Here is a 25,286-nt window from a genome sequence, read left to right on the forward strand (position 1 = left end):
GCTGGGCTTTTTCATTTTTCAACGGTGCCCACGAATGTTCAGACCGTTATCGATTTTCATCGGCACGCGCTATACCCGCGCCAAGCGCCGCAACCGTTTTGTCTCGTTTATCTCGATGACCTCGATGATCGGCCTCGCCCTGGGCGTATTGGCGATGATCGTGGTGCTGTCGGTGATGAACGGCTTTCAGCGCGAAATGAGCTCGCGCATCCTCGGCATGGTGCCTCACGCCACCATCGTCGGTGTGAACCCGATTGACGATTGGCAGCCAGTGGCCGCCGCCGCGATGAAGAATCCGGAAGTGACTGCTGCAGTACCCTTCACGCAGATGGACGGCATGTTCTCCTACAAGGGCGCGATGCAGCCGATCGAGATCAGCGGCGTCGACCCGGCCCAGGAAGGCAAGGTGTCGATCGTGGCCCAGCACATTGTGCGCGGCAAACTGGATGACCTGAAGCCCGGTGAGTTCGGCGTGGTAGTCGGCGAAATCACCGCCCGGCGCTTTCGCTTGAATGTGGGCGACAAGCTGACCCTGATCGTGCCGGAAATCAGCACCGCGCCGGGTGGTATCACCCCACGTATGCAGCGCTTGAACGTGGTGGGGATCTTCAAGGTTGGCGCCGAGCTGGATGGTTCGATGGCCTTGATCCACATGGCCGACGCCGCAGAAATTCAACATTGGCAGCCGAACCAGGTACAGAGCGTGCGCCTGGCGGTGAAAGACCTGTATGCGGCGCCAAAAGTCTCGGCGGATATCGCCGCCAGCCTGGGCGCGGGCTATAAGCCTGATGACTGGACGCACACCCAAGGCAGCCTGTTCAGCGCAATGAAAATGGAAAAGACTATGATCGGCCTGCTGTTGCTGATGATCGTCGCCGTGGCGGCGTTCAACATCATTGCGACCTTGATCATGGTGGTGAACGACAAAGGCGCGGACATTGCGATCCTGCGCACCATCGGCGCCACGCCACGGCAGATCATGGCGATCTTCATGGTGCAGGGCACGGTGATCGGTATCGTCGGAACCTTGATCGGTGGCGTGCTGGGCGTGATTGCGGCGCTGAACGTGAGTGAGTTGGTGGGCTGGGTCGAGCGGGTGACCGGGCAGCATATCTTCAGTTCGGATGTGTACTTTGTCAGCAACTTGCCTTCGGAGCTGCAAGGTGGGGATGTGCTGCTGATTTGCACGGCGGGGTTTGTGTTGAGCTTTTTGGCGACGCTGTATCCGGCGTATCGGGCGGCGAAGATTGAGCCGGCGCATGCGCTGAGGTATTCCTAAGCCTTTATACCGCTATCGCAGGCAAGCCAGCTCCCACATTTTGAATGTATTCACAAAGTCAAAGTGTGGGAGCTGGCTCGCCTGCGATAGGGCCGGCCAAGCTTGCATCAATCACCCTTTGGCAACTCAATCACAAATCGGGTCAGCCCCGCCTCGGACTCACAAAAAATCCTCCCCCCATGTGCCCGCACGATCGATTGGGTAATCGCCAACCCTAGCCCCGCATGCTCGCTGCTGCCCTCGTGCCGTGCCGGATCCGCCCGATAGAAGCGGTCAAACAACTTCGGTAACAGCTCCGGTGGAACGCCTTCCCCGGTGTTCTCAACCGTCAACCTCACGCCATCCGTCATCCGTACCCGTACTTCGCCACCCGCTGGCGTAAACCGCAGCGCGTTATCCAGCAAGTTCGACAGGGCGCGACGCAACATGCCGCGATCACCCAGCGTATGGGCAGTACCTTCGCGAATCAGGCTGACTTGGGCGTCTTCCGCCAGCAACGCGAAAAACTCAAGCAAAGCATCCACTTCATCTGCCAGCGCCAAAGGCTCGCGTTTGGGCATGAGCAAGCCATGATCCGCTTTGGCCAGGTACAGCATGTCGTTTACCAGCTGCGCCATCCATTGCAGCTCTTCCAGGTTGCTGTGCAGCGCCTCGCGGTAATCCTCCAGCGGGCGCGGCTGGGTCAGGATGACTTGGGTATGGGTCAGCAGGTTCGACAGCGGCGTACGCAGTTCATGGGCGATATCGGCGGAGAACGCTGAGAGACGCTGGAACGCATCGTCCAGTCGACCCAGCATGGCGTTGAAGGCCTGGGCCAGTTCGGCCAGTTCCACCGGCATGTGTTGCTGGGGCAGGCGCTGGGTCAGGGAGTGCGCGGACACACCTGCGGCCACTTCACCCATGCGTCGCAACGGCCGCAACCCACTGCGCGCGGCCCAGGCGCCGAGCAGGGCGGTGGCCAGGGCCGACAGGCCGACGGTGAGCCAGATCAGGTGCTGCATGCGCTGCAGGAAATGCTGGTGGTGGGTGATGTCGAGCATCAGCGTCAGTTGGGGGGAGTCGGGTGGGTCTGCCCTCAGCGGCGCGTTGTACACCCGATAGTCGGTGCCGGCATTTTGCAGGCTGTGCAGGCCGGGCGCGTCGGGCAAGCTCACGCCTGGCGCATCGTCCAGCCAGCGCTGGCCGGCGGCGGTGATGCGCAGCCTCAGCTCGGGCTGGCGATTGAGTTCGGCGCGCAGTTGCGCTTCATGTCTGGCGAATGCGTCTGGCGAATCGACACCCTGCAAGGTGCTGCGCAGCGCCACCAGTTGGCTGTCGAGCTGTTGCTGGTCCAACTCAATGAAGTGCGCCTCGCTGGCGTGGTTGAACAGTACGCCGGCGATCAGCGACACCACCGCCGTGCAGGCGGCAAACAGCAGCGCCAGGCGGCTGGCCAGGGACAGGCGCTTGATCAATTGGCGCGCTCCTCCAGCACGTAACCCATGCCGCGTACGGTGTGTATCAGTTTGGTGGGGAAGTTATCGTCGACTTTCAGGCGCAGGCGGCGGATCGCTACTTCGATGATGTTGGTGTCACTGTCGAAATTCATGTCCCAGACCTGGGAGGCGATCAGCGATTTGGGCAGCACTTCGCCCTGGCGGCGCAGCAGCAGTTCCAACAGGGAGAATTCCTTGGCAGTCAGGTCGATGCGCTGGCCGTGCCGTTCGACGCGACGGCGGATCAGGTCCAGGCGCAGGTCGGCCAGTTGCAGTGCGGTTTCCTGAGGCGAGCTGCTGCCACGGCGCAACAGGCTGCGTACGCGGGCCAGCAGTTCGGAAAAGGCGAAGGGCTTGACCAGGTAATCGTCGGCGCCCAGCTCAAGACCGTGCACTCGGTCTTCCACCGCGTCGCGGGCGGTGAGGAACAGCACCGGGATGTCCAGGCCGGCGCTGCGCACGGCTTGGAGGATTTGCCAGCCATCACGGCCGGGCAGCATCACGTCGAGGATCAGCAAGTCGTAGTCGCCGGTCAGTGCCAGGTGCTGGCCGCTGGTACCGTCGGCCACCAATTCGGTTGTAAAGCCCGCCTCGGCCAGGCCCTGGCGCAGATACTGGCCGGTTTTGGGTTGGTCTTCGACGATCAGCAGTTTCATGGGCGGCTCTTGGCAACGGTTCACGACGGCTTTATACCTTGGGTGCCAGGGCAGGGGGCCAAGCTGACAAAGTTGTAATCTAGCAGTCAGCTGGCTGGCAGCGGCGTCATCTTAGAGTGCTGCCCAAGCTCGTTGCACATTTTTGGAGAATAGACATGGCGTTGCGTACACCCCTGGTGTTGGCGGGTTGCCTGCTGGCGTTGAGTTTCGATGCGGTGGCTGATGCGGCGCACGCCTATGCGTTCGGCCAGGCAGCCCCTGCGAGCAAAGCCACTCGCACCGTGGAAGTGACGCTGCAGGACATTTCCTTTTCGCCCAAGTCCATTGACGTAAAAGCCGGTGAGACGGTGCGCTTTGTACTGGTCAACAAGGGCCAGTTGCTCCACGAATTCAACCTGGGCGATGCAGCGATGCATGCCGAGCATCAGAAGGAAATGTTACAGATGCAGGCCAGTGGCATGCTCACCGCCACCGGTATGGGCGAAATGGACCACAGCGCCATGGGCCATGGCGCGATGAAGCACGATGACCCCAATAGCGTATTGGTTGAACCCGGTAAAACTGCGGAGCTGACTTGGACGTTCACCAAAGCCACGGGCCTGGAGTTTGCCTGCAACCTGCCGGGGCATTATCAAGCGGGGATGGTCGGCAAGCTTAACGTCAACTAATTCGCAGATGGCGTCTTTAGGCTAGTCGGGTGAAGAGCTTGCCTGAGCTTTGCGTAGCAGCTGTCGAGCCTTGGCGAGGCTGCGTTTGCGGAGTGTCAGGCGCACCGCTGACGCAGCCTCGCCAAGGCTCGACAGCTGCTACGGGGCGGGGCGGTGCTGTGTTTCTTAAGGGTAGGAGCAAAGGCTGGTAGACTGGCGCGGTTTATTTAGCCAGGTTTCCGCCATGCATCCCGCAGCCGAACATTCGCCGCTGGGCAAGTCCAGTGAATACATCTCCACCTATACACCTTCGTTGTTGTTCCCGATCCCGCGCGCGGCCAAATGGGCCGAGCTGGGCCTGAGCGCCGAGACCTTGCCTTACAAGGGCGTGGATTTCTGGAACTGCTTCGAACTGTCCTGGCTGCTGCCGTCCGGCAAGCCGGTGGTGGCCATCGGTGAATTCAGCATTCCGGCCGATTCGCCGAACATCATCGAGTCCAAGTCGTTCAAGCTGTACCTCAACTCGTTGAATCAGACCGCGTTCGCCGATACGGCCAGCCTTGAAGCGACCCTGCGTACCGACCTCAGCGCAGCCGCAGGTAAACCTGTGAGCGTGCGCATCCGCAGCTTGGCCGAAATCGAGGCTGAAGGCGTGATGGCGTTGCCGGGTGTGTGCATTGATGAGCTGGATATCAGCGTCAGCAACTACGAGCACCCCCGTCCGGAATTGCTGCGTTGCGATGATTCGCGCACGGTGGAGGAGAGCGTGCACAGCCATCTACTCAAATCCAACTGCCCGGTGACCAGCCAGCCTGACTGGGGCAGTGTGGTGGTGGAGTACCGTGGCTCGGCGCTGGATCACGCCAGTCTGCTGGAATACCTCGTGAGCTTTCGCCAGCACTCGGACTTCCATGAGCAGTGTGTAGAGCGCATCTTTCTCGACCTGCAGCGTTTGCTCAAGCCTGAGAAGTTGACCGTATATGCGCGGTATGTGCGGCGTGGCGGGTTGGATATCAACCCGTATCGCAGCACGGAAGAGGTGGCGTTCCAGAACGTGCGCCTGGCTCGTCAGTAGCCTTCATATAAAGCAAATGTGGGAGCTGGCTGGCTTGCGATGGCGGTGTATCAGTCGACTGAAGAATGACTGAGAGATCGCTATCGCAGGCCAGCCAGCTCCCACATTAGGTTCTGCGTTTGGCTTGGGGCAGGGATCAGATCCCCATGTTGCCCAAGGTGATCATGATATTGCGCAAAGTCCCGGAAATGACCGGGTGTTCGGCGTCGAACTCGATAGCAGCTTGATTCACATCGTCAGAAATACTGGGTGTCTGTGTGGCCGGTTCCAGTTCAAGTTGTAATTCAAACTTGGCAATCAAGGCCTCCAGCGCTTCACGTTTCTCTTCCGACAGCGGCGGTTCCTGTTCCAACTGCCCGCGCAGGATCTCGACCTGTTCTTCCAGTTTTTTGCGATCAGGCATGACATGTTTCCTTTTATTCGATAGGCACTGGCATAGACCGCGGCACGCCGAGAAAGGTCTACGGGCTGACCTGTAGATTAATCCACCGGCGGCGACTGTGCATGATCCGTGTCAGGGCTTCTCGCCTTTGAGCTGGCGCAGGCTGATGTCGGCCAAGCAGGTGCCGAGTTCGCCCAGGTGATCAATGACCGAGTGCACGCCCAACCCGTACAGAGCGACGGTGGCCTTGCCGCGCTTGTGTTCGCGTTCCTGTTCGCTCAGCGCTTGCCATTGTTCCGGTGCCATGCCGCACAGCGAGCCGCAGGAGGCCAGGCCGATGGTCCACAATCCGGCATTGAGCCCAGATTGCAGTAGGCGCGGTTCGCCGCTGACCAACACGCAGCCTCCCAGGCGTTCGATGTTCAGCGCCATCAAGGCTTGCCAGCAGGCATGCGGCGCCGGCCAGCGGATTGAGGAAGGTGGCGTCGCCTTGACCCAGTCAGGCAGCGTGACGGCCAGGGGCGTAGTGACAGAGGGAGGGAGTTCATCCAGCCAGGCGCAGGGGACGCCTTGTTCCTTGAGGCTGCGCAGGATTTTCAGCGCGCCAGGTGTGGCTTGGGAATCGGGGGAGGTCGAATCGGTGCGCGCCCGGGAACCGAAGTCCACCAGGCAGCCACTCAAGCCAAACAAGACGGCAGTCAAGGCGGGAGCACTGGCGATGGCTATTTCAGCGTGAGGCATGTCGACATCCCTGAAATAGCTCTAACGCTATCGAGGCTGGATGACAAGTCGATGACAAGATTGTTAATTGTAGGAATTTTGTCCATTTTGCGTGCGACAGATCCCGGAAGCTGCCTAATTGGACACTTCCGTCATATACTGAACGCCTTATTCAGGGCATAGCGCCCATGACAGACCATTCAAGGAGCAAAAGCTATGCGCTGGAGCCACTACTTCGCTCAGCTGTCGGTGTGTGCCACTGTCTTGCTGGCCCCGTTCGCCGCACACGCGGCGTCGGAAGATGATCCATGGGAAAGTATCAACCGCCCGATCTTCACGTTCAACGACACGGTTGATACTTATGCCCTCAAGCCACTGGCTCAGGGCTATGAGTGGATTACCCCACAATTTGTCGAAGACGGTATCCACAACTTCTTCCGCAATATCGGGGATGTCGGCAACCTGGCCAACAACGTGCTGCAGCTCAAACCTCACAATGCCGGTGTCGACACTGCCCGTTTGCTGGTCAACACCACTTTCGGCGTGCTGGGCTTTATTGATGTGGGCACCAAAATGGGGCTGCAACGCAGCGATGAAGACTTCGGCCAGACCCTCGGCTACTGGGGTGTTGGCAGCGGTCCATACGTAATGATTCCGCTGCTGGGCCCAAGCACACTGCGCGATGCGCCGTCCAAGTACGTGGACAGCTACACGCAGCCGTACCGCTACATGGATGATGTTTCCCTGCGTAACAGTGTCATGGGCCTGGGCATTGTTGACACCCGCGCCAGCCTGCTCGACAGCGAAAAACTGATCACAGGTGACAAGTACACCTTCATCCGCAACGCCTACCTGCAGAACCGCGAGTTCAAGGTCAAGGATGGCAAGGTTGTCGACGACTTCTAAGCTGTGACGTTTTGAAATGAAAAAAGGCGACCCAGCGGTCGCCTTTTTTGTGCGCGTCTTTCAGCGCATCTTCAGGATTTTAAGACCAAGGTGCTGGTCTTCACCTGTGGCTTTGGCCCACACCACCTCGGTATCCGCCTCCAGTCCTTTCAGTGCGGCGTGCTCCGAATCGATGCGCACGGTCAGCAGGTCGCCGACGTTGAACTGGCGAGGTGCCTGTACCTGCATACCAGAGCTGGAAAGGTCCACGCACACCCCCGCAATCTCTTGCCCCGCGTGGATCAGAGACACATCGGCATCCACACGCATGCGGATGAAATCGCGTTTTTCAGCGTAGTCGCGCTCGTGCTCGCTCATAGGTTTCATCCTTACTTTGTGTTGTGGTCGTGCCTGTTCTTATAACTCCCGGTGATTTGCGGTGTAAAGACGTCCGGCGACCATCGGCATGAGCTTGAAACCCCTGTCGGATGGGAGTACCGTCTGCGCCTTAGAAGGGCACCTCTGCTTTACCTTTGTGCATGGGCAAAATCCCAATGCTTTGTAGGACAGAGAGGCTAGAAAGCGAATCCAGTACGTGAGCCCGGCCATTGCCGAGCCGCCTACGCCAACCTAATTCTGGCGCCGTTTGCCCACATGCAAAAAACCAGTGCCACGCTGCTGATAATCGATGACGACGAAGTAGTGCGCGCGAGCCTAGCGGCCTATTTGGAAGACAGTGGCTTCAGCGTCCTGCAGGCCAGTAATGGCCAACAGGGTCTCCAGGTATTCGAGCGCGAACAGCCTGACCTCGTGATCTGCGATCTGCGCATGCCCCAGATGGGCGGCCTCGAGCTGATTCGCCAGGTGACTGAGCTCGCCCCGCAGACGCCGGTGATTGTCGTGTCCGGTGCCGGCGTGATGAACGATGCCGTCGAAGCCCTGCGCCTGGGGGCTGCCGATTACCTGATCAAGCCCCTGGAAGACCTGGCGGTGCTGGAGCACTCGGTGCGCCGTGCCCTGGATCGTGCACGTCTTCTGGTGGAAAACCAGCGCTACCGCGAAAAGCTCGAAACCGCCAACCGCGAACTCGAAGCCAGCCTTAACCTGCTTCAGGAAGACCAGAACGCCGGTCGCCAGGTGCAGATGAACATGCTGCCAGTCAGCCCCTGGACCATCGACGAATTCCAGTTTGCACACCAGATCATCCCTTCGCTGTACCTGTCGGGTGATTTTGTCGATTACTTCCGCGTTGACGAGCGGCGTGTCGCGTTCTACCTGGCCGACGTCTCTGGCCATGGTGCTTCCTCGGCTTTTGTCACCGTGTTGTTGAAGTTCATGACCACACGGCTGCTGTTCGAATCCAAACGCAATGGCACCTTGCCGGAGTTCACCCCCTCCGAGGTGCTGGGCCACATCAATCGGGGCTTGATCAGCTGCAAGCTGGGCAAGCACGTGACGATGGTCGGCGGCGTTATTGACGAAGAAACCGGTCTTTTGACCTACAGCATCGGCGGTCACCTGCCGATGCCAGTGTTATACACTCCGGACAGTGTGCGTTACCTGGAAGGGCGTGGTCTGCCCGTAGGCTTGTTCAATGAAGCCACCTACGAAGACCACATCATGGAACTGCCGCCGACGTTCAGCCTTACGCTGATGTCCGACGGCATCCTGGACCTCCTTCCAGAGCCTACACTCAAAGAGAAAGAAGCCGCCTTGCCCCAAAAGGTCAAGTCGGCGGGCGGCAGCCTGGATGGCCTGCGGCAGGTTTTTGGATTGGCCACGCTAGGGGAGATGCCGGATGATATCGCCCTATTGGTGTTGAGCAGGAATCTTTGATGAGTACCGGAAGAATCCAATTCGCCGAGCAAGACGGGACCTTCGTCCTGAAATTTGTCGGTGAAGTGCGCCTGACCTTGTGTTCGGCGCTGGATGCGACGATTGAGCGGATTTTCACAGCACTGAATTTCTCGGCGATCGTGATCGATCTGACCGAAACCCGCAGCATCGATAGCACCACCCTTGGGCTGTTGGCCAAGTTATCCATTCTGTCTCGGCAGAAGGTCGGCCTGTTGCCTACGGTCGTCACCACCCACGAAGACATTACCCGGCTGCTGCAGTCCATGGGCTTCGACCAGGTGTTCAACATTGTTGATCGCCCGATCCCCTGCCCGGAATGCCTGACTGACCTGCCGTCGCAGGACCAGTCCGAGGAAGTGGTGCGTGTGAAAGTGCTGGAGGCACACAAGATCCTGATGGGCCTCAACGAGTCCAATCGCGAAGCCTTCCACGACCTCGTCAACGCGCTGGAACGCCACTGATCCCCAATTGCTGAAATACAGTCAAATGTGGGAGCTGGCTTGAGACAGTGGGCACAAAAAAGGGCGGTACCCGCGAGGGTACCGCCCTTTTTGCCGCCGCCGCGTTTACAGCTTGGCCGACAACAGCGCCTCCAGCTTCTCCTGATCCCGAGCAAACTGACGAATCCCTTCCGCCAACTTCTCAGTCGCCATCGCATCTTCGTTGGACTCCCAACGGAACTGCGCTTCAGTCAGATGCACACGCGCTTCACCGGCATGGCCTGGCGACAATTTACGTTCCAGCTTGCCTTCATCCGCCGCCAGCTTCTCCAGCAGGTCAGGGCTGATGGTCAGGCGATCACACCCAGCCAACTCTTCGATCTGGCTCAGGTTACGGAAGCTCGCACCCATCACCACCGTCTTGTAGCCATTGGCCTTGTAGTAGTTGTAGATACGCGTCACCGACTGCACGCCCGGATCTTCGGAGCCGGTGTAGTCGTTGCCGTTGGCCTTCTTGTACCAATCGTAGATACGGCCCACGAACGGCGAAATCAGGAACACACCAGCCTCTGCACACGCCACGGCCTGGGCGAACGAGAACAGCAGGGTCAGGTTGGTCTGGATGCCTTCTTTTTCCAGCTGTTCGGCGGCGCGGATGCCTTCCCAGGTGGAAGCGATCTTGATCAGCACGCGATCGCGGCCAACGCCGGCTTTGTCGTACAGGTCGATCAGACGGTGCGCACGCTTGAGTACGGCGTCAGTGTCGAACGACAGACGGGCATCCACCTCGGTGGAAATGCGGCCCGGTACCACTTTGAGGATCTCTTGACCCACCGCCACCGCAAAACGGTCGCTGGCCAGGCCCACGTCGCCGTTGCAGTCCTGTACGCACTCATCCAGCAGCTTGGCATAGCCCGGAATCGAGGCCGCCTTGAGCAGCAGGGAAGGGTTGGTGGTGGCGTCTTGCGGCTTGAGCTTGGCGAGGGTAGAAAAATCGCCGGTATCGGCTACGACGGTGGTGAACTGCTTGAGTTGTTCCAGCTTGGAAGTCATGGGCGTGCTCTGTCCTATGGGTCTGATGACATTACCCGAGCGCCGGCAGGCGCTCAAGGGCGCAAATGCGTTCGATCGTTTGCGAGGGCAACAACCTGAAAACAGCCGTTTGAATGGCAGGTCTGGCTGCTAAATTAGGAGGGCAAAACGGCCAGCAGGTTCAACCGAAGTAGCGCATGAACACCACGATTAAATGTGGGAGCTGGCTTGCCTGCGATAGCGGCACCACAGCCGTCGATATCTACCAGGGGTACGCTAATCCAACTGTGGGAGCGGGCTTGCTCGCGAAAGCGCCAGTCCAGTCACCTCCTGCCCCGACTGACACACCCTCATCACCGTCCTTCCAACAGTTCTCCTGCCTGATCCAACAACGCCAACGGATCACTCGCCTTATGGATATCCACCGACAGCAGCTGCCTGAACCTGCGAGCCCCCGGGAAACCCGTCCCCAAGCCCAACACATGCCGAGTAATGTGATGCATCGTCCCACCCCCGGCCAAATGCTCAGCAATATAAGGCCGCAACTGCGCCAACGCCTCAGCCCTACTGATCACCTGCAGCGTGCTACCAAACAACTGCTGATCCACCTCCGCCAGCAAATAAGGATTGTGATAAGCCTCGCGCCCCAGCATCACCCCATCAAACGTCTGCAGATGCTCATGGCACTGCTCCAACGTCTTGATCCCGCCGTTGAGAATAATCTCTAACTCCGGAAAGTCCTGCTTCAACTGGGCCGCCACGTCATAGCGCAACGGCGGAATGTCGCGATTCTCCTTCGGCGACAACCCTTCGAGAATCGCAATCCGCGCATGCACGGTAAAACTGGTGCAGCCTGCCTCGTTAACCTGGCCGACGAAATCACACAGCTCGGCATAACTGTCCCGCCCGTTGATCCCGATCCGATGCTTCACGGTCACCGGAATCGACACCGCATCGCGCATCGCCTTCACGCAATCGGCTACCAGGGCAGGGTGCGCCATCAAAATCGCCCCAATCATATTGTTCTGCACCCGGTCGCTGGGGCAGCCGACGTTCAGGTTTACTTCGTCGTAGCCCGCGGCTTCGGCCATACGTGCGCAGGCGGCCAGGTCGGCGGGCACGCTACCCCCCAATTGCAGTGCAAGCGGGTGCTCGGCTTCGTTGTGGCGCAGGAAACGGTCGTGATCGCCGTGGAGGATCGCGCCCGTGGTGACCATCTCGGTGTAGAGCAGCGCGTGCTTGGAGAGCAGGCGCAGGAAGAACCGGCAGTGGCGGTCGGTCCAGTCCATCATGGGTGCGACGGAGAAGCGGCGGGAGAGGGGAGCGGTTTGTAGGGGCATTGGGAATTTGAGTCAACGTGGCGAATGGGGCGCAGTTTATCAGGGATGCCTGTCAGCTGTCGGGGATGCTGTTTCCGGAAATAGCGCCCGTTTGTCGACAGCCGTTAATTGAGTTCGCATCTGCCGCCTAACATTCTATCTCGCTGCCTTACCTCAAACCGGCAACCTGAACCCACGCTGTCACTGCGCAAAGTTTCATCATCCTCTGCGCCCTTGAGGTCTACGATCCTCCTTAAGAGACGACTCCCGCGCCTCCAGCCCACAGGGAATTGAAATATGATCTCGAACCTTGTCAAAGTCGTGATGATTGCTGGCACGTTGCTTTTGGGCGCTTGTTCGTCAGGCGTGAGCAGCGATCCTTGTTTTACCGGGGGCTGCCAAGCGTTCGGCGACCACAGCCCCAACAAGGCCGCCAGAATGAGTTTTGGAGGTGGTGGGCTTGGAAGCAGTTATGGCGAGTACGGTTCGGGGCTACTTCACGACGATTGATGCAGCAATGGCGGTGCTGGGCAGCCCAGCGGGCGCAGCGACTTTAGCTCGTCACGACTGTCCCTTTACGGAAAATTTCGCGCCGTGCTCGGCGGCTGATATTTTCATGTTTGCTTGCTGCGTACACCTCGTCAAAACGCTCCCGATCAACCCCCGCATAGTTGGCCAACTCGTCCACTACCCTCCGGTCGTAATCCTCCTCGATCACGAACCGAAAGATTTCCCGCCGGTAAAAGAACCCGAATTGAAAGGCCAGGACCTCACTCAGGAAATCCGAAGGGGTGAGGAAACAGTTTTCCAGGTCGATGGCCTTGGCGAGAGTGGGCTGTTCTAAGTTGACCATCACGTTGTTGGCCCAGAAATCCATGTGCACCACGCCTTTGCCGTGCAGGCAGTGCAGCAGTTTGAAAGAAGCGCTGATCAGGCTCTGGATGTCGCGCTCTTGCTTGAGCCATTCCAGTCCGTTGAGGTAGCCATCCAGCATCTGGGTGAAGATGAAGAACTCCTGGATCAAACCCAGTGCCGACTTTCTGTAGTCGAAGCCATACAGGCCGGCAACCGGCGCACCGCGTTTCTGTGCGCCGAGGGTGTTGATGACTTCTTCAACTGGCCAATCGAATGTGCCGTCGCGCTTTGAGCGGCCGAACGTCACTCTCAGTTTTGGTTTGAGGCTGTCGAGTGGTTGGGACTTGGCGAACAGATCATTCTCCATCCCTTTCAGAGGAGCGCTGACGCGATCTTTGAGCTGATAGCGAGTGTCGATCAGGTCTTGAATCGCCTGCTGGGCGCTGTCGTCGGCACTCTGCGTAATGAAGATCGTGGCGTTGCGGTGGTTGAGCGTAGAGGGGAAGTTCTGCAGCACGCTGCTGTCGGGAAAGCTCAAAACACGTCCTTGTCATTCATGAATATGACAAGAATGTTACAGGCTGGCGCCATTGGATCCAACCTGAACGTTACCTGAACAGAGTTTAAATGACCGTTGATGCTGGCTTTTTTGCCTTGACGTGCGTTTGTGGGTTGTGAGTTTTTTCGCAGATTCGTCAAGAAATTGTTGTGAAATAAAGCGGGTACGGTGCAATAATGGCTTAAGGCTACTATTCCACTTCCTTGACGTATCGTTGATGAAAACAACTTTTTCCGCGAAATTGTTTATTGTTTTTATTGCTTCCCTGCTGGTCTGCGCTGTCTATTTCCTGATCGAGGAGTTTCTGCAGTACAGCCTTCCATCAGTTTGACTGCTTGTACTGCCGAATAAAAAACCTGCCGAGTACAAAGACGCTTCCAAGAATCAGCCCTAAAAAGGCACCCAGGAAGGCATACTTCTTGGTGTTCTTAGTGGTGGACGTTTTGATTTCATCCAGGGTATTGAATGCCTTTAGCGTGTTGCCCGCAGCCAATGTCGGCAGGTTCAGCGCTATGGCTTGAGTGTTGGCGTTATCCATGGCGGATTTTAGCTGGGATGAAGCCAGCGCTGCCGTGGTCGCAGTGGTGGAGACGATATACAGAACGGGCTCACTTCCACCTGACTTGGGTGGGGTGTCTTTCAGGGTAATGGAATTGGCTGCCATGACACCCATGGCGGAAAAGAAAATATCGTTTTGTATGGTGCTGTACAGCTTGGTTTCCAGCGACAGCGGGCTTGTTTTGGCTGGAGCGTTCTTTTCGTTCACTTCTTTATATAAATCGTACAAGGATGACTTGGTAATGTAAGTGCTGGCCGTCCATTGTTCAGGTGATGAGGCGTAAAGCGCTAATGAAGCAGCGACACCCACGATGGTTGTGGCGATAATCGTAATCTTGCTTGCCCACAATGCTTGGATAAGTGGGATCAAATCAATTTCATCATCGTTGGGACGGTTGTTTGGATGCGTTGGACTGCTCACGAAAAATTCCTTTGTTTACGTTCCGCAATTGTAGAGAAAAAAGCAAAATACGCCCACGAAATAGTATGGCAAACGCAAGATGGGAATGACTCTTGCCTGGCGGGTTCGGAGCGGCGCTACACTGGGTCGCTCCAAGCTGCTGCGACCCTAACCTAAGCTATCGGCCATAGGATCAGCCAAGCTACGAGATCGTTCCTCAATGCCCACCCTGCATGCGTCGCGCAATCAGGTAGATTCCCAGGCCGACCAATGCGGTGACCGCGCCGATGTACCCGGTGCTCGTCCACCCCAACCCAGCCGTGATCGCCATCCCACCCAACCACGGCCCCAGCGCATTCGCCAGGTTGAACGCCGCATGGTTGGACGCCGCCGCCAGGCTCGGGGCTTCGTGGGCGATGTCCATCAGGCGGATTTGCAGCGGCGCAGCCAGGGCCACCATGGTGCCGACGAGGCCCATGCTCAGCAGCACGCCCCATAGCGAGGACGCCGCGAAGGGGAAGAACAGCAGCACGGCCATCGACCACACCAATATCAACCCCACCGCCCGGAACTGCATGCGGTCGAACAGCTTGCCGCCGGCGATGTTGCCGATGATGCCGCCCACGCCAAACGCGGCGAGGCCGAACGGAATCCACTGTGGCGACACCTTGGTCACTTCGAGCATGGTCGGCGCCAGGTAGCTGAACACGCAGAACATCCCGGCAAACCCAATCGCGCCGATGGACAGGGCCATCCACACCTGAGGCTTGGTGAAGGCGCGCAGTTCTTTGCGCGGGTCGCTGCGTCGTTCGTCGTGGCGGTGCGGCACGAACTGCCAGACCAGGGCGATGGTGAAGAGGGCGATCACGCTGACCAGCGCAAACGCCGAGCGCCAGCCCAGGTGTTGGCCGAGGAAGGTGGCGATGGGGTTGCCGAGCAGCATGGCCAGGGTCAGGCCCATCATTACGCGGGCGACTGCGCCGGCGCGTTTGTCGTTGGGCACCATGCTTGAAGCCACCACGGCGGCAATGCCGAAGTAGGCACCGTGGGGCAGGCCGCTGATAAAGCGGAAGGCTACCAGCGAACCAAAGGTGGGGGTAAACGCGGTCGCCAGGTTACCCAGGGCATACAGCCCCATGAGCAACAGCAGCATGTGTTTGCGCAGCAGCTTGGCGCCAAGGATGGCCAGCAACGGCGCGCCGACCATCACGCCGAGGGCGTAGGCGCTGATGGCGTGGCCGACCTGGGGTTCGCTTAGACCCAGGTTCTGGGCGATGTCGGGCATCAGGCCCATGATGGCGAATTCGCCAGTACCGATAGCGAAAGCGCCCACGGCCATGGCCGCTTCCATTTTGGCGGCACTGCGCGCGGGCAGCACGTGCCCGGGAGTTTGGTGGATAGACATGGATCGCTCTGTTGGGATGGATAACACGAAGGACTGCCGCCGATGCTACGCAAGTCGCGGCGAAGGTGTCTAGAACAGCCATTTGCCCCAGAGTTCAATGCGCGTAGGGCCGCGGCCTTTGAGATTCGTCTCATTCAACTGGCCCCATGGGCTCTTTACCCTTGCGGCGATGAAACTCAAACATTTCCTGCAACCCCTCGACTCGTCGTTCTCGACGCCCAAGGCTGCCCGCAAGCTGCTGCGCCTGTTCGCGCTGGCGCTGGTGCTCGGCGTGTACGCGGGTGCCTACAGTTATCTGCGCGCGGCGTTCAGCGAGGAGATCTCGCTGCGGCGCAGTTACATGAATGAGGCGGTTTCCGATGCGCAGTGTTTTTTTGTCAGCCGCCAGACACTGCTTAAAACCCTGGGCCTGTCGACGGTGCGCCATATCGCGCCACCGGTCGGCAACCTCAATCAGGTGCCGACCGAAGAAGTGCACATCACCCTGGGCGAGGCGGGCAACATCTGGAGCCTGTGGCTGACCAAGCGCACGCTCGATTACCTGGAGGCCAACCGGGTCAACCTGATCTACGTGCCCCAACGCGCGCAGCCTGCGGTGGAGCGCTTGTATACCGTGGGGACTGAGCCGGCGGCGGTGCCGGAGTCGGTGTTGCACCGGTTGATTGCGGTGGACACGGGCAACGTCTCGGTCAGTGACGAACTGTGGCTGACCGAACAGAGCCGCCTGGATTCGCCGCTGTATATCTTCACCCGGCTCGATGAGCGCAGCCCCACCTCGGGTTGGCTTGGCCTGGAGGTCGACGCGCCCGACCTGATCAATGCCTTGCAGCACGAAAAAGCCGGCGACTTCATGTTGCTCGACAGCGCCGGCCAGTTGATTTTCAGCAGCGCGCCGCATCAGCCGGCCGCCGCGCAGGCGCTGCGCCAGTATCACGCCACGGCCAGTTTCGGCTGGGAGGGCAGTCGCTGGTTGCCGGACCGCCTGGCTATCCGCAAGCACCTGGGGTATTCCCAGTGGCAGATCGTCTACAGCCTGGAGTTGCGCTCGCTGTTGCCCAGCCTGGCGCTGCCGTTGCTGGTGTGCCTGCTGTTGTGCGCACTGGCCAGTGTGTTGATGCTGCGCTTGGTGCGGCGCATCGATCAGCGCCTGATCATCCCGGCCGCGCTTCGTATCGAAGCACTGGTGGAAAGCGAGGCGTTCAGCAGCGCGGTCATCCGTATCGCGCCGGTCGCCCTGTGCGTGCTGCGCCGCAGTGACGGCGCGGTGGTGCTGGAGAATCCCTTGTCGCGCCAGTGGCTGGGCAATGGGCATGAGCGTCAGCAGCTGTGCCACGATTGGATTCGTCGCGCGTTTGATGACGCCGAACAAAGCAGCACCGACGAGCTGCAAATGGCCGACGGACGCCACCTGTTCCTGAGTTTCGCGCCCACCCGTTACCAGCGTGAGGAAGTTCTGATCTGCGCGTTCAGCGACATCAGCGAGCGCAAGCAGGTGGAGCTGGCGCTGCAGCAGGCGCGCACGCTGGCGGACGCGGCCAATGAGGCCAAGACACTGTTCCTGGCGACCATGAGCCATGAAATCCGCACGCCCCTCTACGGCGTGCTCGGTACCCTGGAATTGCTCACGCGCACCGACCTCAACAGCCAGCAGCGCGGCTACCTGAATGCCATCGAGGGTTCGTCGGCCAACCTGCTGCAACTGATCTGCGATGTGCTGGATGTGTCCAAGATCGAGGCGGGGCAACTCTCCCTGGAGCTCAACGTGTTTTCGCCGCTGGAGCTGGTGCAGGAAGTGGTTCAGGGCTACGCCGGCGCTGCGCAGAGCAAGGGTTTGCAGCTGTTCGCCTGCCTTGACCCGCAATTGCCCGACCGCGTGCGCGGCGATGTCACGCGTATCCGCCAGATCCTCAACAACCTGCTCAACAACGCGCTGAAGTTCACCGAGAGCGGGCGGATCGTATTGCGCTTACGCCTGGAGAGCCGCGAAGGCGAGCGCGCGATGTTGCAGTGGCAAGTGGTCGACACCGGCAAGGGCATTGCGGCGCAGGACCAGCAGTACCTGTTTGAACCGTTCTTCCAGGCCAGCGCCAATGCCAATGTGGTGGCGGGCACCGGGCTCGGGCTGTCGATTTGCAAGCGCCTGGTGCACTTGATGAACGGTACGCTGCGGGTGGTCAGCGAGCCGGGTCTGGGCAGCAGTTTTACCTTCACCTTGCCGCTGGAGCAGGTGGCTGCCCACGAGGATGAGCATGAGCCCTGGGCGCTGCCGCTGCTGGGTGAACGGGTCTATGTGGTGTCGCCGGTGCGTGAGCTGGCCGAAAGCATCGGCGGCTGGCTGCGGCGCTGGGGCGCGCGGGCGCAATTGGGCCTGCCCGAATCGGTCGAGGCCGACCCTGGCGCGGTGCTGGTAGAGCTTTACCCTGGCCAGGTCGAGCCCGGCCGTCGGCTGCGCTGGTGTGGCCCACGGGTGACGGCGGCCGCCGATGAGCATGGCGTTTACCAGGGCCCCGGCGCGTGCTGGCAGATCGGCCTGAACAACTTGCATGCGCTTAACCGTGCGGTCAGCCGTGCCCAAGGTGTCGAGGAAGCGTTGTCGCAGGTGCCCAGCGAAGCACCGGCCAAGCTCAACCTGAACCTGCGTTTGCTGGTGGCTGAAGACAACCTGATCAACCAGCTGATCCTGCGCGATCAACTCGAAGAACTCGGCTGCAGTGTGGTGCTGGCGGGTGATGGCATTGAAGCGCTGTCGCTGTGGGGCGAAACCGCGTTCGACATGATCCTCACCGACGTCAATATGCCGCGCATGAACGGCTACGAACTCACCGAGCAACTGCGTCGCCTCGGGTGCGCGCTGCCGATCATCGGCGCCACCGCCAACGCGATGCTCGACGAAGCCGAGCGCTGCCTCAGCGCGGGCATGGACCATTGCCTGGTCAAGCCCTTCACCCTGCGCGCGCTGTATCAATGCCTGCAGCGCTACCAAAGGAGCGTGCTGTGAGTGCCTACCGCGTGCTCATCGTGGAGGACCATCCCTTTCAGCATGAGTACTTGATCAACGTGTTCCAGGCCATCGGCGGCTTTGACGTCGACGTGGTCTGGGACGGCGCCAGCGCCTTGCAGCGCCTGGCCCGCCAGCGCTATGACCTGTTGCTCAGCGACCTCATGATGCCGGGGATGGACGGCGTGCAGTTGATCCAGCAACTGGCGCGCCTGCAAGCCCCGCCGGCCCTGGCGCTGATGAGCGTGGCGTCACGGCGCATGCTGGTCGGCGCCGGGCAGGTGGCGGGGAACCTGGGCCTGACCGTGGCCGGGCTGATCTCCAAGCCGGTGCGTGAGCCGCAGGTGCGCACCCTGCGCGATTGCCTCGACAAACTCGCCGAGCAGGCCCGCGCGCCGTGCTGCCATCGCGGTCTCAGCCTGGCGCGGGAGAACCTGGTGCGCGCCTTGGGCAACGGCGAAATCCAGGCCTGGTTCCAACCCAAGAAATCCCTGCACGACGGGCGCATCGTCGGCGCCGAAGCCTTGGCGCGCTGGGTGCACCCGGTGGAAGGGCTGCTGCTGCCAGGCGAGTTCCTCGGTGAAATCGAGCGCCTCGGCCTGGAAACCCGACTGTTGACCTGCATCCTCGCCCAAACCCTGACCGCCCAGGCCCAGTGGGCGCAACTCGGTTATCGGCTGCCGGTGTCGATCAACCTGCCCACCCACCTGCTCGACGAATGCGACCTGGTCGACCGCCTGCTGGCCCAAGTCCAGCAAGGCGATGCCGAGCCGCGACAAATTACCTTCGAGTTGATGGAAAGCTCCACCACACAGTTGCCCAGCAACTACTACGCTGGAGCATGCCGCCTGCGCATGATGGGCTTTGGCCTGGCACAGGACGATTTCGGCAAGGGTTTCAGCTCCTACTTCAACCTGGTCTCCACGCCGTTCAACGAAGTGAAGATCGACCGTTCGCTGGTGCATGGCTGCGCCGAGAACGAGAGCCTGGCCTCAGCGTTGCAGAGCATCGTCGAGCTGGGCCGCAAACTGGGGCTGACCACCATTGCCGAAGGCGCCGAGACCCAGGCGGAGTTGGCGGTGTTGCGGCGTATTCGCTGCGACCAGGTGCAAGGCTTCCTGATCTCGCAAGGTGTAACGGCGGATAAATTCAGTGCGTTACTGATTGAAGATGGCCCTGCGCCAGCACTTCTCTGAGCGGCCGGGGTCACACAGTCAAGAAGCCCGAAGGAAGGGTCGCCTGGTATGCCGGGCGTTATTGGCCAATGCCGGGATCATTGCATAGGCCCCACGTCCTGATTCAGGCTTTCCCGGTACCGACAATGAAACATGCAAGTCTGCGCCTGGACAAACTGGCGCAAAGCTCCCAGCGCCTGAACAAAGCCCTGTTACTGCTCACCGGGCTGGCCTTGTTGCTGTCCAGCAGTTGCTATTGGGCGGTGTCGCGGTTGCTGGATGCCGAGCAGGAAAAGGTCGCGTTCCACTTCGCCCGCGTGGTGGAAATCATCCATGAGCACGAGGCGTTCCTGCGCAATGTGGCCACCGGCTACAACCGCATCCATGCGCCACCGCTGCCTTCCGTGCAATCCACCGAAGTGGTGGAGTTGCAGCGCGACGCCGGGCAAGTGGTGTTGCAGGCCAAGGGTTTTGCCTTGTCGTTGCCGTTCACCTTGTCCCACGCGGCCGGGTTTACGGCGGATGACACGCGCCGGGCGCTGGCGTTTGGCGTGCAGTTGAGCGACTACTACGGCGGTTATTGGGCCAGCTCTTTTTATGCCTCGCCGCAGCTGTTCGTGTTTACTCCCAATGACGAGGCCAGCCTGGCCGTGCCCGGCATTGGCGGCCTGCGCCAGCACCAGCCCTTGTTGCGTGAGCAGTACCGTGGCGTGGTGAGCCGCTTGCACCAGTTGCAGCAAAGCCAAAGCCTGCTGCTCACCGACAGCCGCGTGCGTTGGGTGCGTGCGCCGTTGCAGCTGTATAAGAACAGCCGCAGCGTGGTGGCGATGATCGGCCTTGATGCGCCCGCCGCCCTCCTGCCTGCCAATCAACCGCAGGGAATGCTCACCTTGGCGGCGGTGGTGGATACCTCGCAGGTCGATGAGTTCGAGCGGGTGCTGCAATTGTCGGTGTACAACCAGTTCACCCTGATCTCGCCCCAGGGCGATGTGCTGCTCGGCAGCCTCGGCGATGAACAGATGGCGCCCCTGGGCCTGAGCTTCAACAGCCAGGGCTTGCGCTTCAAGATGCTCAGCGAAGGCGGCGAGCATTGGACCGGCTTGTACGCGATCAGCTATCAGGATTTCCTGCGCTACGCCAAGTGGCCGCTGCTGGGCCTGGGCCTGACGTTCCTCGCCGCGGTATTGCTGGGCTGGTGGATCAACCATTGGTACAAGACCCGTATTGTCAGCCCGGCCCAGCGCGCCCAGGAGCGTTTGTTCGAGAGTGAAGCGTTCAACCGCATCATGCTCCACAACGCCCCGGCAGGCCTGTGCGTGGTGCGGCGCAGCGACTGCCAGTTGCTGCTGGAAAACCAGCGCGCCCTGCAACTGGGCGGCACCGCGCAACTGGTCGAGGCCCTCAGGGCCAACGACGGCGCGGACACCCCCGGCGAGATGTGCCTGGCCGTGCAGGGCCGCTACCTGCAAGTCGTGGTGGTGGCCGCGCGTTACGAGGGCGAGGACGTGTTCCTCTGCGGCTGCAATGACATCACCCGGCACGTGGATGAAACCTTGCAGCTGGACCTGGCCCGCCAGGAAGCCACTGCGGCCAACGAGGCCAAGACGGTGTTCCTGGCGACCATGAGCCACGAGATCCGCACGCCGCTGTACGGCGTGCTGGGCAACCTCGAGCTGATGGCCCTGACCGACATGAGCGAGCGCCAGCGCCAGTACCTGGAAATTATCCAGGGCTCGTCCACCGTGCTGTTCCAACTGATCAGCAACGTGCTCGACGTGTCGAAAATCGAGTCCGGGCAAATGGCGGTGGAAGCTGCGCCGTTCGGCCCGCGTCAATTGGTCGAGGAATCGGTGCTGGGCTTCACCGCCACCGCGCGCAACAAAGGCTTGCAGATCGATGCGGAAATCGACCCGCAAGTGCCGCAGCAATTGCTCGGCGATGCAGGGCGCATCCGCCAGATCCTGCATAACCTGCTGGGCAATGCGATCAAGTTCACCGAGTCCGGGCGCGTGCGTTTGCGCCTTACCGTGCAGGAATTGCTCGAAGACCATGTGGCCCTGCAATGGCAGGTCACCGACACCGGCGTGGGCATTCCGGAGAAGGCCCTGGACCAGTTGTTCAAACCCTTCTATCAAGTGGCGGGCGGCCAGGACGGTAATGGCGCGGGCCTGGGCTTGTCGATCTGTTCGCGCCTGAGCGAATTGATGGGCGGCACCATGCGTGTGGTCAGTGAGCCAGGCCTGGGCAGCAGTTTCTCGTTGTTTATCACCTTGCCGATCCTCAGCAGCGCCGAGTCGGTCGCCGGCCCGATGCTGGCAGAACCTTGCCTGGATGCGCCGTGCCTGAATGTGCGTGTGCTGGTGGCCGAAGACAACCCGGTCAGCCAGGCCGTGTTGCAGGAGCAGCTCGAAGCCCTCGGCGCCCAGGCCACCGTGGCGCGGGACGGCGAGCATGCGTTGCAGATCTGGGGTTCGCAGCCGTTCGACCTGGTGATCACCGACATCAACATGCCGCGCCTCAACGGCTACGACCTGGCCCGCGCCTTGCGCGAGCAAGGCGTGCAGGTGCCGATCATCGGCGTCACCGCCAACGCCCTGCGTGAAGAGGGTGAGCGCTGCCTGGCGGTGGGCATGAATGCCTGGGTGGTCAAGCCGCTGAGCATGAACATGCTGCGCCAGGCCTTGATGTCGCACTGTCGCCGCGCGACGGCCCTGGCTGCGCCGACGCCAGACCGCGACCGCGAAGGCTGGATCGAGCTGTCGCCGGCCATGCGCCAACTGATGGGCGACACCTTGCTGGCCGACGTGCAGCAGATCGAACAGGGCCTGGTCGCCGGCGATTCGACCCTGGTGCGCCAGCGCCTGCACAGCCTCAACGGCGCGCTCGCCAGCGCGCGTGCCGGGGCTTTATCCAATGCCTGCCAGAAATGGGAAAACACACTGTACGACGGCCCCCTCGACAGCCACGCCACTGCGCAGATCCGCGTGTTGTGCGCACGCCTGACGGCGGTGGCGCAGTGCCTGGTGGCAGAGTCAACCGCTCACAAGGAAGACAAATAATGCGAGAAGTGAACGTCGTCATCGCCGATGACCACCCGATCGTGCTGGTGGGCGTGCGCGAGATCGTGCAGCGCGATGCGCGCTATACCCTGGTGGGCGAGGCGGTCAGTTCCAGCCAATTGATCGAACAACTGCGCAGCCATCGCCCGCAAGTGTTGATCACCGATTTCAACATGCCCGGCGACGACACCTACGGCGATGGCCTGAAGCTGATCGAGTACATCCTGCGCCACTTCCCCGAGACCCAGGTGCTGGTGCTGACCATGATTTCCAACAGCCTGATCCTCACCCGCTTGCAGGAGCTGGGCGTGGCGGGCGTGATCCAGAAAAACCACCTGCACGGCGAGATCGAAAAAGCCCTCGGCGCGATCAGTGCCCAGCGCAGTTACCGCGCACCGGAGCCCGCCGCGACCTCGGTGGTGGCCAATGCGACCCAGGTGCAGGAGCGCTTCCAGAGCCTGTCGCCGCGGGAGATGGAAGTGCTGCGTTTATTTGTGACGGGCATGAGCGTCAGCGACATTGCGCGGCAGTTGAGCCGCAGCAACAAGACCGTCAGCGCGCAGAAAATCTCGGCCATGCGCAAGCTGGAGGTGGACAGTGATCAGGCGTTGCTGACCTATTGCATCGAGGCCCGGCAGTTTCAGTAATCAGCGGTACGTCATCTGCATCAACAGGGTGGCTTTGTAGCCGCCCGCTTCGGGCAGCTCGCCCAGGGACACGGGCTTGACGCGAAGGGTCAGCGCCAACGGTTCGTCTTCTACCGGCCAGGTGCCGGTTTGGCCCAGGCCGATGCCCGGCTTGTCGGTCTTGTCACGCAATTGCACCTGCAACCCCAGGGATGGGAGAGTGGTGAGCAACACCGGGTTGACGGTGATAGCCCGGCCCATGTTCGCCGACAAACTCAGCTCGACCTGGACGCCCGCCTGACAGTCGAAGACCAGCGGCACGTCGGTGACGACGGCGCTGTCGTCGGCCAACTGGCTGAGGTTGACCTTACCCAGGTCCACCTGTTGCGTACTCGGAAATCTCGCGGTGCAGGGCGGTGCGATCAGCTTGCCGCTGACGTCGATCTGCGCTTCATCCGCCGCTTGCGCGAGGGCGGTGCCGGCCACCGCCAGCAGTATCCAAGTGAGCGCTTTCATAGGTAATTGAGGGTCATGACCATCGATGAGGTGAACGCGCCGGGCGCCAGCGTGCCGCGTTCGACCAGTTGCGCCTTGAGGCTGATATCCACGTCGCCGTTGAGGTTGCTGTACGTCTTGGTGGTGCCGTTGAGGCTCGCCGCCGTGTCGTCCGCCCAGAGTAACGAGACGCCGAGGTTGTCGGCGGTGGTCTTGGCCACGGTGGCGGTGTAGGTGCCGTTGTTGGCGGTGAAGCTGACGTTAAGCGATGAACCTGCCGGGCACGTCATGCGTACCGGCAACGCGACGGTTTCGGTGGCCGCCACTTGGTCGGTGCGCACATTGCCGAACGCAGCGGTGAGGGTGGTGCCGGTGTTCAGCACACAGGGTGGGCGGGTGAGGGTGCCGCTGACGGTGATATTTACCGTATCGGCGGCCTGGGCGGTGGCGCTGAGCAGCGCCAGGGCGAACAGCGAAGTTTTCATGGCAAGGGCCTCAGCGGTAATCGATGGTCAGGGTGTATTGGCTCTGGAAGGCACCGGTGGGCGACTGGCCGGCGACCGGTTGCGGTTTGAAACTGAGATTGACGTTGTTGCTGCCGGTCCTCAGTTGCAGGTTGCGCACACTGCTGAAATTCACCGGGTTGTAGGAGTCGGTCCAGATCGCCTGCATGTTCAGGCCGGCCAGCGTGGTGCGCGATACCCCGGTGGTGGCGCTGACCACTGCCTGGCTCGGCCTCAGGGTGGCCGTGGCTTGCACGGCGGTTGCACACGTGACCGACACCGTGGTGGATTGCACTTGGCTGCTGAGGTCGGCGTTGCTGATGGTGCCGAAGCGCAGGTTGACGGCACTGGGCGAGCTCAGCGTGCACGCCGGCGTGTAGACGGTGTATATAAAAGGCATATCCAGGAACCACTCGGCCCATGCCAGGTAGTTAAGGGAGGTCACGCCAATGCGTACCTGCACATTGCGTGTGCCGGTGGTTCTGGGCGCGGTGCCCACCAGGTTGTAGCGGTAGCGCACCACCGTGTTGATGGGCAATCGCTGGCACGTACCCCCCAGGCAGATACCACTGAATTGGCCAATATCAAGTAGCGGCATAACGGTCCAACTGGAGGGGTCTACAAACTGCAGGGCGGCATGGTTGTAACCGGTTCCGTAGGTGATGCTGGTGTTCACGCCTGCTGCATAGGGAAAGGCACGACGAATCGTGCATGTGCCGCTGTACTCGATATTGATCGCTTCGCCCGGCTGGAAACGGTAGCCATAGGTCGGGTAGCCCGGCGTTCCGCACTCGACGTTGCCGCCGATCAGCGCCTGCGCCTGGAACGACAGGCAGCACAGCACGCCGGCCCACAGCGCCAGCGTCATGCGGTTGCGTATGTTCAT

General features: G+C 60.6%; 24 protein-coding genes. 11 read left to right on the top strand and 13 right to left on the bottom strand.

Going from position 1 to position 25,286, the window contains the following annotated elements:
* Positions 1-34: 34 nt before the first annotated feature.
* On the top strand, positions 35-1,279 hold the full coding sequence (locus tag JBO08_RS04285; protein ID WP_065874848.1) for a lipoprotein-releasing ABC transporter permease subunit: 1,245 nt from the start codon (positions 35-37) through the stop codon (positions 1,277-1,279).
* A gap of 107 nt (positions 1,280-1,386) precedes the next feature.
* Here JBO08_RS04285 and JBO08_RS04290 read toward each other — a convergent pair whose 3' ends face one another.
* Entirely contained in the window at positions 1,387-2,733 is a 1,347-nt protein-coding gene (locus tag JBO08_RS04290; protein WP_065874849.1) for a heavy metal sensor histidine kinase, read from the bottom strand.
* Positions 2,730-3,410 carry a heavy metal response regulator transcription factor gene (locus JBO08_RS04295; RefSeq protein WP_065874850.1) on the bottom strand — a complete coding sequence of 227 codons (681 nt, stop codon included), beginning with the start codon at positions 3,408-3,410 and terminating at the stop codon, positions 2,730-2,732. The genes JBO08_RS04290 and JBO08_RS04295 overlap by 4 nt, the downstream gene beginning before the upstream one ends.
* Positions 3,411-3,565: 155 nt before the next feature.
* On the opposite strand from JBO08_RS04295, the gene JBO08_RS04300 reads away from it, so the two are divergent.
* On the top strand, positions 3,566-4,078 hold the full coding sequence (locus JBO08_RS04300) for a plastocyanin/azurin family copper-binding protein (RefSeq protein ID WP_065874851.1): 513 nt from the start codon (positions 3,566-3,568) through the stop codon (positions 4,076-4,078).
* Between the two features lie 223 nt (positions 4,079-4,301).
* Complete coding sequence (gene queF / locus JBO08_RS04305) at positions 4,302-5,132, top strand: NADPH-dependent 7-cyano-7-deazaguanine reductase QueF (RefSeq protein WP_065874852.1); 831 nt, start codon at positions 4,302-4,304, stop codon at positions 5,130-5,132.
* A gap of 136 nt (positions 5,133-5,268) precedes the next feature.
* Here queF and JBO08_RS04310 read toward each other — a convergent pair whose 3' ends face one another.
* A complete protein-coding gene (locus JBO08_RS04310; protein WP_065874853.1) occupies positions 5,269-5,535 on the bottom strand; it encodes a DUF4404 family protein in 267 nt (88 codons plus the stop codon).
* 111 nt (positions 5,536-5,646) lie between these two features.
* Positions 5,647-6,255, bottom strand: a complete 609-nt coding sequence (locus tag JBO08_RS04315; protein WP_065882195.1) for a phosphatase — start codon at positions 6,253-6,255, stop codon at positions 5,647-5,649.
* Positions 6,256-6,450: 195 nt separating this feature from the next.
* Here JBO08_RS04315 and JBO08_RS04320 point away from each other — a divergent pair, with 195 nt between their 5' ends.
* Positions 6,451-7,140 (top strand): VacJ family lipoprotein, encoded by a 690-nt coding sequence (locus JBO08_RS04320; protein WP_065882197.1) that lies wholly within the window; start codon positions 6,451-6,453, stop codon positions 7,138-7,140.
* A 60-nt stretch (positions 7,141-7,200) separates the two neighbouring features.
* On the opposite strand, the gene JBO08_RS04325 is transcribed toward JBO08_RS04320, so the two are convergent.
* Positions 7,201-7,497: a PilZ domain-containing protein gene (locus JBO08_RS04325; protein ID WP_065882199.1), complete on the bottom strand. Its 297-nt coding sequence runs from the start codon at positions 7,495-7,497 to the stop codon at positions 7,201-7,203.
* Positions 7,498-7,773: 276 nt separating this feature from the next.
* Between JBO08_RS04325 and rssB the strand changes: the two genes are divergently transcribed.
* The gene (gene rssB, locus JBO08_RS04330; RefSeq protein WP_220074509.1) at positions 7,774-8,955 is read left to right on the top strand and encodes a two-component system response regulator RssB; all 1,182 of its coding nucleotides are present in this window, start codon (positions 7,774-7,776) and stop codon (positions 8,953-8,955) included.
* The gene (gene rssC / locus JBO08_RS04335) at positions 8,955-9,437 is read left to right on the top strand and encodes an anti-sigma factor antagonist RssC (protein ID WP_003172602.1); all 483 of its coding nucleotides are present in this window, start codon (positions 8,955-8,957) and stop codon (positions 9,435-9,437) included. Before rssB ends, rssC begins: the two co-directional genes overlap by 1 nt.
* A gap of 105 nt (positions 9,438-9,542) precedes the next feature.
* Here rssC and tal read toward each other — a convergent pair whose 3' ends face one another.
* The gene (tal, locus tag JBO08_RS04340; RefSeq protein ID WP_065874858.1) at positions 9,543-10,469 is read right to left on the bottom strand and encodes a transaldolase; all 927 of its coding nucleotides are present in this window, start codon (positions 10,467-10,469) and stop codon (positions 9,543-9,545) included.
* A gap of 332 nt (positions 10,470-10,801) precedes the next feature.
* Positions 10,802-11,788 carry a tRNA dihydrouridine(20/20a) synthase DusA gene (gene dusA / locus JBO08_RS04345; protein ID WP_220074508.1) on the bottom strand — a complete coding sequence of 329 codons (987 nt, stop codon included), beginning with the start codon at positions 11,786-11,788 and terminating at the stop codon, positions 10,802-10,804.
* Positions 11,789-12,064: 276 nt separating this feature from the next.
* Between dusA and JBO08_RS28075 the strand changes: the two genes are divergently transcribed.
* Positions 12,065-12,277, top strand: a complete 213-nt coding sequence (locus JBO08_RS28075; protein ID WP_065910442.1) for a hypothetical protein — start codon at positions 12,065-12,067, stop codon at positions 12,275-12,277.
* Positions 12,278-12,320: 43 nt separating this feature from the next.
* Here JBO08_RS28075 and JBO08_RS04350 read toward each other — a convergent pair whose 3' ends face one another.
* The 3 genes from JBO08_RS04350 to JBO08_RS04360 form a co-directional block, all read right to left on the bottom strand.
* Positions 12,321-13,160, bottom strand: a complete 840-nt coding sequence (locus tag JBO08_RS04350; RefSeq protein ID WP_220074507.1) for a hypothetical protein — start codon at positions 13,158-13,160, stop codon at positions 12,321-12,323.
* A 343-nt stretch (positions 13,161-13,503) separates the two neighbouring features.
* Complete coding sequence (locus JBO08_RS04355; protein ID WP_065889494.1) at positions 13,504-14,160, bottom strand: Wzz/FepE/Etk N-terminal domain-containing protein; 657 nt, start codon at positions 14,158-14,160, stop codon at positions 13,504-13,506.
* 196 nt (positions 14,161-14,356) lie between these two features.
* Positions 14,357-15,544 carry an MFS transporter gene (locus tag JBO08_RS04360; protein ID WP_220074506.1) on the bottom strand — a complete coding sequence of 396 codons (1,188 nt, stop codon included), beginning with the start codon at positions 15,542-15,544 and terminating at the stop codon, positions 14,357-14,359.
* A gap of 169 nt (positions 15,545-15,713) precedes the next feature.
* On the opposite strand from JBO08_RS04360, the gene JBO08_RS04365 reads away from it, so the two are divergent.
* From JBO08_RS04365 to JBO08_RS04380, 4 genes are all read left to right on the top strand, one after another.
* Positions 15,714-18,542, top strand: a complete 2,829-nt coding sequence (locus JBO08_RS04365; protein WP_220074505.1) for an ATP-binding protein — start codon at positions 15,714-15,716, stop codon at positions 18,540-18,542.
* A complete protein-coding gene (locus tag JBO08_RS04370) occupies positions 18,539-19,738 on the top strand; it encodes an EAL domain-containing protein (RefSeq protein WP_220074504.1) in 1,200 nt (399 codons plus the stop codon). The genes JBO08_RS04365 and JBO08_RS04370 overlap by 4 nt, the downstream gene beginning before the upstream one ends.
* A 125-nt stretch (positions 19,739-19,863) precedes the next feature.
* A complete protein-coding gene (locus tag JBO08_RS04375; RefSeq protein WP_220074503.1) occupies positions 19,864-22,776 on the top strand; it encodes an ATP-binding protein in 2,913 nt (970 codons plus the stop codon).
* Positions 22,776-23,423: a response regulator gene (locus JBO08_RS04380; RefSeq protein ID WP_220074502.1), complete on the top strand. Its 648-nt coding sequence runs from the start codon at positions 22,776-22,778 to the stop codon at positions 23,421-23,423. Before JBO08_RS04375 ends, JBO08_RS04380 begins: the two co-directional genes overlap by 1 nt.
* Here the strand turns inward: JBO08_RS04380 and JBO08_RS04385 are convergent, their stop codons facing one another.
* The 3 genes from JBO08_RS04385 to JBO08_RS04395 are packed head-to-tail and all read right to left on the bottom strand — an operon-like array spanning position 23,424 to position 25,286.
* The gene (locus JBO08_RS04385) at positions 23,424-23,918 is read right to left on the bottom strand and encodes a fimbrial protein (protein WP_220074501.1); all 495 of its coding nucleotides are present in this window, start codon (positions 23,916-23,918) and stop codon (positions 23,424-23,426) included.
* Complete coding sequence (locus JBO08_RS04390; protein ID WP_220074500.1) at positions 23,915-24,382, bottom strand: fimbrial protein; 468 nt, start codon at positions 24,380-24,382, stop codon at positions 23,915-23,917. The genes JBO08_RS04385 and JBO08_RS04390 overlap by 4 nt, the downstream gene beginning before the upstream one ends.
* A 10-nt stretch (positions 24,383-24,392) precedes the next feature.
* Positions 24,393-25,286, bottom strand: a complete 894-nt coding sequence (locus JBO08_RS04395) for a fimbrial protein (RefSeq protein ID WP_258407070.1) — start codon at positions 25,284-25,286, stop codon at positions 24,393-24,395.

Origin of the sequence: Pseudomonas sp. LAP_36 (assembly GCF_019456785.1) — a bacterium.
GTDB lineage: Bacteria > Pseudomonadota > Gammaproteobacteria > Pseudomonadales > Pseudomonadaceae > Aquipseudomonas > Aquipseudomonas tritici.